This window comes from Asanoa ferruginea (assembly GCF_003387075.1).
GTDB classification, from domain to species: domain Bacteria; phylum Actinomycetota; class Actinomycetes; order Mycobacteriales; family Micromonosporaceae; genus Asanoa; species Asanoa ferruginea.
The window spans coordinates 8,743,993-8,755,501 of record NZ_QUMQ01000001.1; the positions used below are offsets into that span (position 1 = coordinate 8,743,993).

The 11,509-nt window shown below is 73.1% G+C and carries 11 protein-coding genes; 5 read left to right on the forward strand and 6 right to left on the reverse strand.

The features are described from left to right. Nucleotides 1–32 precede the first annotated feature (32 nt). From DFJ67_RS40680 to DFJ67_RS40690, 3 genes are read left to right on the forward strand one after another with little or no spacing between them, the layout of a single operon-like run. Nucleotides 33–1,079: an AAA family ATPase gene (locus DFJ67_RS40680; protein WP_116074873.1), complete on the forward strand. Its 1,047-nt coding sequence runs from the start codon at nt 33–35 to the stop codon at nt 1,077–1,079. A 1-nt stretch (nt 1,080) separates the two neighbouring features. Then, nucleotides 1,081–2,388: a DUF58 domain-containing protein gene (locus DFJ67_RS40685; RefSeq protein ID WP_116074875.1), complete on the forward strand. Its 1,308-nt coding sequence runs from the start codon at nt 1,081–1,083 to the stop codon at nt 2,386–2,388. Then, nucleotides 2,385–4,826: a transglutaminase TgpA family protein gene (locus DFJ67_RS40690; protein WP_116074878.1), complete on the forward strand. Its 2,442-nt coding sequence runs from the start codon at nt 2,385–2,387 to the stop codon at nt 4,824–4,826. The genes DFJ67_RS40685 and DFJ67_RS40690 overlap by 4 nt, the downstream gene beginning before the upstream one ends. Nucleotides 4,827–5,408: 582 nt before the next feature. Here DFJ67_RS40690 and DFJ67_RS40695 read toward each other — a convergent pair. From DFJ67_RS40695 to DFJ67_RS40715, 6 genes are all read right to left on the reverse strand, one after another. Continuing rightward, the gene (locus tag DFJ67_RS40695) at nt 5,409–5,636 is read right to left on the reverse strand and encodes an N-acetyltransferase (protein ID WP_239097192.1); all 228 of its coding nucleotides are present in this window, start codon (nt 5,634–5,636) and stop codon (nt 5,409–5,411) included. 2 nt (nt 5,637–5,638) lie between these two features. Next, nucleotides 5,639–6,517: a hypothetical protein gene (locus tag DFJ67_RS43550; protein ID WP_203783602.1), complete on the reverse strand. Its 879-nt coding sequence runs from the start codon at nt 6,515–6,517 to the stop codon at nt 5,639–5,641. 61 nt (nt 6,518–6,578) lie between these two features. After that, entirely contained in the window at nt 6,579–6,962 is a 384-nt protein-coding gene (locus DFJ67_RS40700) for an SCO2097 family morphological protein (protein WP_116074880.1), read from the reverse strand. Between the two features lie 78 nt (nt 6,963–7,040). Then, nucleotides 7,041–8,327 carry a DNA polymerase IV gene (dinB, locus tag DFJ67_RS40705; protein WP_116074882.1) on the reverse strand — a complete coding sequence of 429 codons (1,287 nt, stop codon included), beginning with the start codon at nt 8,325–8,327 and terminating at the stop codon, nt 7,041–7,043. Nucleotides 8,328–8,363: 36 nt separating this feature from the next. Next, complete coding sequence (locus tag DFJ67_RS40710; protein WP_116074884.1) at nt 8,364–9,515, reverse strand: alkaline phosphatase family protein; 1,152 nt, start codon at nt 9,513–9,515, stop codon at nt 8,364–8,366. Continuing rightward, entirely contained in the window at nt 9,512–10,255 is a 744-nt protein-coding gene (locus tag DFJ67_RS40715) for a methyltransferase domain-containing protein (protein ID WP_116074886.1), read from the reverse strand. The genes DFJ67_RS40710 and DFJ67_RS40715 overlap by 4 nt, the downstream gene beginning before the upstream one ends. Nucleotides 10,256–10,401: 146 nt before the next feature. Here DFJ67_RS40715 and DFJ67_RS40720 point away from each other — a divergent pair, with 146 nt between their 5' ends. Both DFJ67_RS40720 and DFJ67_RS40725 read left to right on the forward strand, forming a co-directional pair. Next, a complete protein-coding gene (locus DFJ67_RS40720) occupies nt 10,402–10,854 on the forward strand; it encodes an ester cyclase (RefSeq protein ID WP_116074888.1) in 453 nt (150 codons plus the stop codon). A 5-nt stretch (nt 10,855–10,859) separates the two neighbouring features. Further along, nucleotides 10,860–11,501 carry a TetR/AcrR family transcriptional regulator gene (locus DFJ67_RS40725; RefSeq protein WP_116074890.1) on the forward strand — a complete coding sequence of 214 codons (642 nt, stop codon included), beginning with the start codon at nt 10,860–10,862 and terminating at the stop codon, nt 11,499–11,501. Nucleotides 11,502–11,509 lie beyond the last annotated feature (8 nt).

An 11,509-nucleotide genomic window follows, 5' to 3' on the forward strand; every position in this document is an offset into this window, starting at 1 on the left:
ATGAAGCCGCAGCACCCCCGAGGAGGAGGCCCGTGACACAACAAACCTGGGACGAGTTGGGCGCACCGCTGCCCGGTCCCGAGTTCCGAGCCGCCAGCGATGCCATCGTGACCAACATCGAGCAGGTCATCGAGGGCAAGACGGCCACGGTGCGGCTCGCGCTCGCCGTCCTGCTCGCCGAGGGCCACCTCCTGATCGAAGATGTGCCCGGCGTCGGCAAGACCAAGCTGGCCAAGGCGCTGGCGCGGTCCATCGACTGTTCGGTGCGACGCATCCAGTTCACCCCCGACCTGCTGCCCAGCGACGTCACCGGGGTGAGCGTCTACAACCAGGAGAACCACGACTTCGAGTTCAAGCCGGGCGCGGTGTTCGCCAACCTGGTGGTCGGCGACGAGATCAACCGTGCGTCGCCGAAGACCCAGTCGGCGCTGCTCGAGTGCATGGAAGAACATCAGGTCACCGTCGACGGCACCACCTATGAGCTGCAGACGCCGTTCATGGTGATCGCGACCCAGAACCCGATCGAGATGGAGGGGACCTACCCGCTGCCGGAGGCGCAGCGCGACCGGTTCACCGCCCGGATCGCGATGGGCTACCCCGACCAGGCCTCAGAGCTCAAGATGCTCGACGCGCACGGCGCGCACGACCCGATCTACGGCCTGCGCGCGGTCTCCGACGCCGTCACGGTGCGCCGGCTGATCGCGACCGTTCGCGACGTGCACGTCGCCGAGGCGGTCAAGCAATACGCGGTCGACCTGGTCACCGCCACCCGCGAGGCGCCCGACCTGCGGCTGGGCGCGTCACCTCGCGCGGCGCTCCAGCTCATCCGCACCGCTCGCGCGGTCGCCGCGCTGGAGGGCCGCGACTACGTGCTCCCCGACGACCTACAGGCGCTGGCCGTGCCGGTGCTCGCGCACCGCATCATCCCGACGGCCGACGCCCAGCTCGCCCGGCGCACGACCGACGCGATCGTCGCCGACATCGTGCACCGGCTGCCGCTCCCCCACCACCGCGGCCAGTCCCCCTACGACACCAGGGCACCGCAGACCGACGGCCGCGGCGACTACCGGAGGATGTGACGTGCGCGAGGCGCTGCGCGGGCTGACCACGCGCGGTCGCTCGTTCCTCGCCGCGGGCGGCGCGGCCGCCCTGTCGGCGTTGATCCTTGGTGAGAAAGACCTGCTCCGGGTCGCGGTGCTGCTGGCGGTCCTGCCGCTGCTCGCCGCGGCCTACGTCGGGCGCAGCCGCTACAAGCTGGCCTGCAGCCGGTCGCTCGACCCGCACCGGGTGCAGGTCGGCGCCAGCTCGCGGGTGATCCTGCGGTTGCAGAACCTGTCCCGGCTGCCGACCGGCACCCTGCTGCTCGAAGACCGGCTGCCCTACGCGCTCGGCAGCCGGCCCCGGGTGGTGCTCGAACGGCTCGGCGCGCACCAGGCCAGCTCCGTGGCCTACACGGTGCGGGCCGACGTCCGCGGCCGCTACGAGGTCGGCCCGCTGGTGGTCCGGCTGACCGACCCGTTCGGGCTGTGCGAGCTGTCCCGGTCGTTCCCCTCGGTCGACCGGCTCACCGTCATCCCACAGGTGGTGCCGCTCCCGCCGGTGCGCCTGGTCGGCGAGTTCAACGGCACCGGCGACAGCCGGGCCCGCTCGGTCGCCGTGCACGGCGAAGACGACGCGGCGACCCGCGAATACCGGCGCGGCGACGACCTGCGGCGGGTCCACTGGAAGTCGACCGCGCGGGTCGGCGAGCTGATGGTCCGCCGCGAGGAGCAGCCTTGGGAGAGCCGGGCCACCGTCGTTCTCGACACCCGGCAATACGGGCACCGGGGCGAGGGCCCGACGTCGAGCTTCGAGTGGGCGGTCTCGGCCGCCGCCTCGATCGCGGTGCACCTGCGCGCGGCGGGCTACAAGCTGCGGCTGGTCACCGACGCCGGCGTCGACGTCGACGCGGGTGAGGCGGGCGGCGAGGGCACGCTCCTCGACCACCTCGCCGACGTCAAGCTGACCCCGCGCGGCGACGTGGGGCTGCTGGTCGAGCGGGTCCGCCGGCGCTCCGACGGCGGTCTGGTGATCGCGGTCCTCGGCGGCCTCGAACCCGGCGAGACCGAGTTGCTGGCCGCCCTGCGCGGCAACAACGCCACCTGCATCGCGGTGTTGGTCGACACGTCGACCTGGCTCAACCTCGCACCCGAGGCCCGGGCCGAAGCCGACGCGGCCCAGGAGGCCGCCGCGCTCGGCCTGCTCAGCAGCGGCTGGCGGGTGGTCGGTGCCGCACACGGCGCCAAGCTGCCGGCGCTGTGGCCGCAGGCCGCGCGCGGTTCGCAGGGCTTCGCCTACCGGGCCACCATGGCCGAGACGGTCGCCGGAACGTTGGGAGTGGCGCGATGAGGAGCCGGCGGCACATGGGGCTGGTGGCGGCGGTCGCCACGCTGATGGCCGCGGCTCCCCTGAGCACCATCTTCGAGCAGTGGACCTGGCTGATCCAGTGCACCATCGCGGTCGCGCTGATCGCCGGCGCGGCCACCCTGGCCCGCACCGCGCGGGCACCGGTGTGGGCCCAGTTCATCGCGATGGCGGTGACCCTGCTGCTGGCGCTGACCTGGCTGTTCCCCAGCGGCCAGGAGATCCTCGGGATCCTGCCGTGGACCGGCACGCTCGAACACTTCGGCGCGCTGCTCGCCCAGTCCGGCGAAGACATGCGCACCTTCGCCGTCCTGGTGCCCGACAGCGACCCGCTGCTGTTCGTCACCGTGCTGGGCATCGGCTCGGTCGCGGTGATCGTCGACCTGGCGGTGGTCGGCCTGCGCCGCCCGGCACTGGCCGGCCTGCCGATGCTGGCCATCTACTCGGTGCCCGTCGCGGTCTACGCCGACAGCGTCTCGTTCCTGCCCTTCGTGGTCGGCGCGATGGGCTTCCTCTGGCTGCTGGTCGCCGACAAGGTCGACGGCGTGCGCCGCTTCGGCCGCCGGTTCACCGGCGACGGGCGTGACGTCGACGTCTGGGAGCCGTCACCACTGGCCGCGGCCGGCCGCCGGCTCGCGGTGGTCGGCGTGATCCTGGCGGTCGCGCTGCCGGTCGCCATCCCCGGCATGACCTCGGGCCTGCTGTCGCGCTTCAACAACGGCTCCGGCGACGGCGCCGGCCTCGGCGACGGCTCCGGCCGCCCCGGGCGGATCAACCTGTTCGCGGCGTTGCAGGGCCAGCTCCGGCAGAACAAGGTGATCACCTTCGCGCGCGTGACGACCACCGACCCCGACCCGTTCTACCTGCGCTTCGCGGTCGCCGACGACGTCACCTCCGAGGGCTTCCGCAGCCGCTCGCCGCAGGGCCGCAGCCTGCGCCAGCTCGAAGACCCGCGAGCGGCGCCCCGCGCCGGGGTCAGCTACGAGCAGTATTCGGCGCAGGTCGAGATGTCGACCGACTACCAGATGCAGTTCGCACCGGTCTACGGCGTGCCGATCGGCACCGAGGGCCTCGACAACCAGTGGCTCTACGACACCAACCAGCAGGTCATCTTCTCCAACCGCGCGACCGCGCGCGACAAGGACTACCGGTTCGACTTCGTCCGGGCCAACTTCACCGAAGACGCGCTGCGGGCCGCCGACGCGCCCGACCCCGACAGCCTCGAGGTCAAGCGCTTCACCCAGGTGCCCCAGGTCCAACAGGTGCGCACCAAGGTCAACGAGCTGATCGTCGGCAAGACCAACACCTACGACCGGGTGATGGCGATCTACCGCTACTTCTCGTCGGCCAACGGCTTCCGCTACGAGTTGCAGACCGAGGGCGGCACCTCCGGTGAGGACATCGTCAACTTCCTGACCAACAAGAAGGGCTACTGCCAGCAATACGCGGCGACGATGGCCTGGATGGTCCGCCAGGCCGGCATCCCGGCGAGGGTGGCCTTCGGCTTCACCAACGGCACCTCCCGCGACGGCGACGCGATGGTCCTGACGAACTACAACCTGCACGCCTGGACCGAGGTCTACTTCGGCCCCGAATACGGCTGGGTGCCGTTCGACGCGACCCCGCGCACCGGCGTGCCCGGCGCGCTGCGCCCTGACTACGCACCCGACCCCGACCAGGTGCGGGTGACCCCGTCGGCGACCCCGTCGTCAGCGGCGGGCGCGGGCAGCGACGACCCGAGCGACCTGCCGGGCAAGGAAGACCCGGGCGGCAACGAGGCCCTGCCATCGGGCCCAGCACCGACGATGCCGATGTGGCCGTTCTACACGGGCGCCGGCGTGCTGCTGGCGCTGATCTTCCTGGGCGCACCGGCGTTCCGCCGGTCCACCCTGCGCCGCCGGCGTCGCATCCTGGCCACGGCGAGCGCCACGGCCGAGCTACAACCAGGAGCAGCGACGGTCCTCCCGACGAGCGACGAGGCCCGAAGAAGCCGGGCCCACGCCCACGCGGCGTGGGACGAACTGATCGACACGCTGGTCGACTACCGGGTCCCGATCGACCTGACCGAAACCCCTCGGGCAACGGCCGAACGCCTGGCAGTGGCAGAGCTGCGCGGCGACGCGACGGGCGCGATCGACGGCGTGCGACTGCTGGGGCAGGCGGAGGAACGGGCGCGCTACGCCCGCAGCCCGCTGACCGGGCCGGGCCTGACCGAGGCGGTCCGCTCGGTCCGCCGCGGCCTGTCCGGCCGGGCGACCCGACGGGTCCGCGTGGTGGCGGCGCTCTTCCCGCCGTCGGTCGTGGCCCGCTGGCGGGGTGCGGTGGTCGACGTGTCGACGTCGGCGGTGACCACGGTGTCCCGGCTGCGCGAGCGACTGGGGCGGCTCAGCCCGCGGCGGTTGCTGACCAACCGGGCCCGCTGACGGCGGTTCATGAGGCCGCGCCACCGTTTCTGGTGGCGCGGCCTTTCGTCTGGCAGGGGTGAGTGCCGCCATCCACGCGGTCGCGGTAGGCGCGGCAGGGCGACCCGCAGCGGCATCGGCGCGGTGGCCGTTGGCTCCTTCCCAGCGACCGGCGAGCGGTGCAGCGGCCATCCACGCGCCCAGGCAAGCGCTGCCTCTCAGCCGGCCGGGCTGTAGCGGTCTGCGGTGGTCGTGCGGCGCGCGGTGGTCGCCAGCGGTGGTCGCCCACGACGCACGGTGGTCGCGCGGCCCGCGGCGGTCGGGCGCCGCCCGCGGTGGTCGGGCGCCGCCCGCGGTGGTCGCCCACGAAGCGCGATAGTCGCGGCCCGCGGTGGTCGCCCGCCGTCCGCGGTGGTCGCGCGGCCCGCGGCGGTCGCGCGTCGCCCGCGGCGGTCGCCCACGACGCGCGATGGTCGCGCGGCCCGCGGCGGTCGCGCGCCGTCCGCGGTGGTCGCCCGCCTTTCGCGGTGGTCGCCCACGACGCGCAGTCCGCGGTGGTCGCGCGCGGCGCGCGCTTCGAGCGGTCCGGCTGGCGGTCGGGGGTCAGCCCGGCTGGGCGATGGCTCGGGCATCCGGCCAGGCGACGCGGAGCTTGCGGGGATTGCCGTTGAGCCGGCCCGGGATGCCGCCGGGGGCGGAGATCAGCGCGTGCTCCACGACCTGGCCGCCGTGGGCGGCGTAGAACGCCTGGGCCGCGGTGTTCTGCTCCTGCACCCACAGGTAAAGCGCCGGGGTGGCGCCACGCTCGGCCGCTACCGCGGCGGCGCGCATGATCAGTCGCGAACCGACCCCACCGCGGTGCCGGTCGGTGGCGACATGAGGTTGTCGATCAAGGAGCCCCAGCGCGGATCGTCATCAACGACAAGGTGGACGAATCCGACGAGCGTCGATGCCGCCGCGGCCATGTGTCGGGTATCGGACTCACCCGCCGCGCCGGTCCGCCACGCCGTATCGCTAGTGATCGCGACCAATCGGTCATCGCCCGGCGTGGCTAAGTCGCCCACGGCCGTCAGCGGCGGGTCATGATCGCCAGCCGCACCACACCGCCGCGTCTCTCCCCCGGTCGGCACGGCGCCGTCTCGAGCCCGGGGCACGTGGTGGTAGGGCGCCGCGACTTCGTCGGCAACAGGGCGCGTGCTGACCTGCGGCAAGTGGTGGTCGGGCACCACCGCTTGGCCGGCAACAGGGCGCGTGCTGACCTGCGGCAGGCGGTGGAAGGGCACCACCGCTTCGCCGCAAGCAGGGCGCGTGCTGACCTGCGGCAGGCGGTGGAAGGGCACCTCCACTTCGTCAGCAACAGGGAGCGTGTTGACCTGCGGCCGATGGTCGCCTGCGACCGCATCGATCGTCGCCACAACGGTCACCGGCCCGGCGCCGGCGGGTGCTGGACCCGCGCTGGCCTGGGCGACCGAGTCGGCCTCGGCCACGATCGTCACGCGGCGGGGGTCGGTCGCGGCCAGGCGGGCGGTCCAGACCGCCAAGCGGTCGGCGTCGATGTCGCCGTCGAGGTAGGCGTCCGCGTAGGCGCCTCGGTAGTAGCGGCGCCAGCTGGCCGCGTGTAGGGCGGCCACGGCCGCCGCGTCGCTGGTCAGCGCCGGTCTGAAGAGCACGGCGCGCGCCGGGGAATGGACGCAAAAAGGCGTCGGACGCATGGTCCGACGCCACCAGAGATATGGCCCGATGTGGCGGCCCGGGTGCCGCCGCAGCGGATTGTCAGCGGTGTCCCTCTGGGCGCTGCTTCCAGCGCTCTTCGAGACGGTCGAGCAGGCCTGATCTGCGCGCGCGGGTGCGGCGGCTGGCGGTGCCACCGACGACGTGCAGGTCGGGCTGTTGGCCCTTGCGGTGCGACTGCATGGCGAACGCCGCGGCACCCAGCATGATGACGAAACCCGCCACGCCGAGCAGCGGTGTCTTGTTCACCGTGCCGAAGACAACCAGGGCCAGGCCAGCGATGATCACGGCGGCGGCCAAGAGCAGACGACGCCGCGCGTGGAAACGCGGGTCGCTGGCGCGCACGGCCGAGGCGAACTTGGGATCCTCGGCAAGCGACCGCTCGATCTGCTCGAACAGCCGCTGCTCGTGCTCCGAGAGCGGCACGGCACTCCTCCCCGGTCGTGCGGTCGACCCGGGCGGGCCGACAGACCGTGACAGTCAACCGACTGCTTACCCGCAAGTCTACGAGGGGCTTCGCGGGTCGGAAAGCGGGACGACCGACGGCCGGGGTCGAATTTCCATCCGTTCGCCCGTGAGGAGGCTGGCCGGGCGGACGACAGAGCGCCCGAATCGGGCAGCAGCGGCATCAGCCGCCGCTTCTGCCTCTCGCCACCCGTGCTCCGGCGCACCCAACTCGGGCTGCCGGGCCGAACCGGACGCGACCGCCAGACCCTCGACCCGGACACCCACCAGGCGGATCCGGTCACCGGGACGAAGTGCCTGGTAGAGCGCCCAAGCGGTGGCAAAGATCTCGTGCGCGACGTCGGTCGCGGTGCCCAGGGTGCGGGAGCGGTTGACGGTGCGGAAGTCGGCCAATCGGACCTTGATGGACACCGTGCGACCCGCCTGGTCGGCCCGGCGGAGCCGGGCACCGACCTTGGTCGACAGATCGAGCAACGCCCGCTTGATCACTTCGACATCGGCGACGTCAGTGTCGAAAGTAACCTCAGCGCCGATCGATTTTTCCACGTGTTCGACGGAAACCTGCCGGGGATCGCGCCCCCAGGACAGCTCGTGCAGGTGCGCGGCGGCCGCTTCGCCCAGCGCGGACCGCAGCATTCCGACCGGTGCCTCGGCCACCGCGCCCACGGTCGCGAGCCCCAGCCGGCGCAACGTCTCGGATGCTTTCTCGCCCACGCCCCACAGCGCGTCGACCGGCAACGGGTGCAGGAAGTCGAGCACCTGGTCGCGCGGCACCACGATCACGCCGTCGGGTTTGGCCCGCGTCGAGCCGAGCTTGGCCACGAACTTGGTCGACGCGACCCCCACCGAGCAGCTCAGCCCCTGCTCCTCGGACACCCGCCGGCGGATCAACGCCGCGATCGACGCCGGCGGGCCGAGCAACCGCGCCGCGCCCGCCACGTCGAGGAAGGCCTCGTCGACCGAGAGCGGCTCGACCAGCGGCGTCACATCGTTGAAGATCGCCATGACGGCCCTCGACGCCTCCGCGTAAGCGGCCATGTCGACCGGGAGGAACACCGCACCCGGGCACAGCGCGCGGGCCCGACCGGTCGGCATCGCGCTGCGTACGCCATAGGTCCGGGCTTCGTAGCTGGCCGAACTCACCACCCCGCGCGGCCCGATGCCGCCCACCACGACGGGCCGCCCGGCCAGGTCGGGCCGCTTGCGCACCTCGACCGACGCGTAGAACGCGTCCATGTCGACATGCAGGATCGTGCAGCCGGTGTCATCGGCACCCGCCCCGAACCGCGCGTCACCGCCGCGCGGCACCACCTGACTACGTCCCACGGACAGAGGCTAACGAGGGGGTACGACGAAACGGCGCTACCCGCGGGCGCGGGAGACGAGCAGCGGGATTTCCATCTCCACCGCCGAGTAGGAACCGTGGTAGGCGATCAGCATCGCCTTGATCGCGTGTTCCGAGGTCGGCGCGACGACCGCGTGGGTGCCGTGGCAGATCGCGACCACCTCGCCGATGCGCTCCAGGTTGCGTTCCGGCACCGGTCCGAACCAGCCCTGGGCGATGACTTCCTCGCGGTGGGCCACCCAGGCCGCGTCGCCGAGGATCTCCGTCCAGGTGGCCAGCACGTCCTGCGTCGCGCCGGGCCGGGTGTGCAGGTAGCGGACGCGGGGCTCGCCGGCGACGACGCGTACGCCGGCCTGTAGTCGCGGGTCAGCGTCGAAGTCGAAGCGGTGCTCGGCCGGCACGTCGAGCTGGCCATGATCGGCGGTCACCAGCAGCGCGGCGTCGGCCGGCAGCCCGTCGAGCACCCGGTCGAGCAGCGCGTCGACCTGGACCGCGGCCGCCCGCCAGGGCTCCGAGTCGACGCCGAAGACATGGCCGTAGCGGTCGAGGTCCGGAAAGTAGCCGTAGGACAGGGCCGGTGGCCCGCCGGCATGGCCGAGGCCGGCCAGCACGCCCGCGGCGAGTTCGTCGACGTCGGAGGCGGGCCGGTAGTCGGCACCCCGGTTGGCCGCCATGGTCAGGCCGCTGTGGGTGAACTCGGGGCGGTTGGCCACGGAGACCGCCAGCCCGGTGGCGGCGGCGCGCTCGAAGAGGGTGGGCACCGGCTGCCACGTCGCGGGGTCCGGGTCGTGCCGCCAGTGAGTGTGGGTCAGGACCGTGTCGGTGCCGGGGATGGCGACCCGGAAGCCGAGCACGCCGTGGGTGCCCGGGCTGGCCCCGGTGCCGAGGGAGACCAGGCTGGTCGGTGTCGTCGACGGGAAGCCCGTCGTGATCATCCGAGGAGCCCGGGCGGCGAGGTCGGCCAGGTTCGGCGCGAACGGCGCCGCGGTCGGGATCTGGTGCCAGCCGAGGCCGTCGATCAACAGGACCGCGATCCGCCGGACCCCGTCGAGCCGCAGCCCGAGGATGTCGTCGAAACCGGGAACGCCGAGCGTCGCGAGGGCGCTGGGCAACACATCCATCAGGCTGTCGGCGCCGTACCGCGGCAGCACCTGGTCGCGCTCGCTCATGCGAGGTCGGCGGGCCTGCGGGCGAGCAGGTGGAGCTGGGCGGCGATGTCGCGGTAGGGCGGGCGGGCCGCGGCGGCCAGTTCGAGGTCGAGCAGCGTGCGCGGGTCGGCGTCGGCCGCGGCGGCGGGGACCAGGTCAGCGACGACGCGTACGCCGTGGATGCCCTCGACCGTCAGCCCCGCGCCGCGCAGCAGGTCGGTGGCGCCGTCGGCGTCGTAGCGGCGGCGCAGCAGGTCGCGCGGCCCGGTGCGGCCGTCGGGGTCGGCGAGCAGCGCGGCCGCGGCCGCGAGATGGCCCCCGGTGGCGCGGGCCAGCACCGCGGCGGCGCGGGAGGCGACCAGCACCGAGGCGGCACCGCCGGGGCGCAGCGCGGCGGCGATGGCGGCGACGACGCCGGCCGGGTCGTCGACCACCTCGAGCACGGCGTGGCAGAGCACCAGGTCGACGGTCCCGGGGGTGACCAGGCCGGCGAGCGCGTCGCCGTCGCCCTGGACCGCGCGGACCCGGGGCGCGACGCCGGCCTCGTTGGCGCGGCGGTTGAGGGCCGCGAGCGCGTCGGGGCTGGCGTCGACGACGGTCACGCGATGGCCGGCTTCGGCCAGCGGGACGGCGAAGCCGCCGGTGCCGCCGCCCACGTCGAGGATGGTGAACCCGCCCTCGGGCGCGCGGTCGAGCTCGCGGCGTAGCACCTGCCAGACGACCGCGGTGCGGGGGCCGGGACGGACCGTTGTTCGCTCCACGGGCCGAGCCTAACGGTCGCGCGCCGGCCAGGCCGGTTCGGTGGAAGCCGGGCGCGGATCACTCCAGTTTCGTTGCGGACCGCCGTACATTCGCTGGATGGTTGTTCTATCGATTTGAACCTCATTCCATCGAAAGGAAGACCATCATGACGCTCGCGGAGAAGCTCGCCCGCGGAGTGCTCGACGCGATGAACGCCGGCGACGTCGAGGCGATCGGCCCGCTGGTGGCCGAGGACTTCGTCGACCATGGCGCGCCGCCGTGGGCGCCACAGGGGCGGAGCGGATATCTCCAGATCCTGGGGTACGTGACGCAGGCGCTCCAGATCAGCTACGAGGTGCACGACATCGTGGCCGCCGGCGACAAGGTGGCGATCCGGGCCACCGCGCACGGTGTCAACACGGTCGACACGTTGGGGTTCGCGCCGACCGGCAAGCCCTACGCGATGCACACCATGCATCTCTACCGGGAGTCCGGCGGTGTGCTGGTCGAGCACTGGGGCATCCGCGACGAGCTCGGCGTGCTCTGGCAGGTGGGCGCGTTGACGCCGCCGCGCCCGACCGGCTTCGGGCTGCCCGCCGGCGCGCCGCTGGGAGACTGACGGGCGTGACCACCCGGCGGTATCAGAGCACGGTCCGCGCCGAGCAGGCCCGCGCCACCCGGCAGCGGGTGCTCGACGCGGCCCGCGCGCTGTTCATCCGCCGCGGCTACACCGGCACGACCGTCGAGGCGATCGCGGCCCGCGCGCAGGTGAGTGTGCAGACCGTCTACAACACGGTCGGCGGCAAGGCGGCGGTGCTCAAGGCGGTGTACGACGCCACGATCGCCGGCGACACCGAGCCCATCCCGATGATCGAGCGGCCGACGGCCCGGGCGATGCTGGCCACCGACGACGCCCGCGAGTGCCTGGCGCTGTATGCCCGGATGGGCCGCGAGATCCACGAACGGATCGGGCCGCTGGTGCCGATCCTGCTGACCGAGGGGGCGGCGGGAGACCGGGAGGTTCGCGGGTTCATCGACGCGATCGAGAACGAGCGGGCGATCGGCACGGCGGGGGTCGCCCGGCACGTCGCCGAGCGGTTCGGGCTGCGGGCCGGGTTGTCGGTCGAGGAGGCCGCCGACGTGCTGTGGACGCTGACCGCGCCGGACGTCGTGCACCGCCTGGTCCGCCGGCGCCGGTGGACCCTCGACCGGTTCGAGCACTGGCTCGGCGAGACGATGGCCGACACGCTGCTCGGCCCGGCCTGAGATCGAAC

What these genes read in the sequence shown, in the direction of transcription:
- DFJ67_RS40710 (WP_116074884.1), bottom strand. Translation starts at nt 9,515, where the DNA reads ATGAGCGAGCGCGACCAGGTGCTGCCGCGGTACGGCGCCGACAGCCTG.
- DFJ67_RS43550 (WP_203783602.1), bottom strand. Translation starts at nt 6,517, where the DNA reads ATGCGTCCGACGCCTTTTTGCGTCCATTCCCCGGCGCGCGCCGTGCTC.
- DFJ67_RS40720 (WP_116074888.1), top strand. Translation starts at nt 10,402, where the DNA reads ATGACGCTCGCGGAGAAGCTCGCCCGCGGAGTGCTCGACGCGATGAAC.
- DFJ67_RS40690 (WP_116074878.1), top strand. Translation starts at nt 2,385, where the DNA reads ATGAGGAGCCGGCGGCACATGGGGCTGGTGGCGGCGGTCGCCACGCTG.
- DFJ67_RS40695 (WP_239097192.1), bottom strand. Translation starts at nt 5,636, where the DNA reads ATGCGCGCCGCCGCGGTAGCGGCCGAGCGTGGCGCCACCCCGGCGCTT.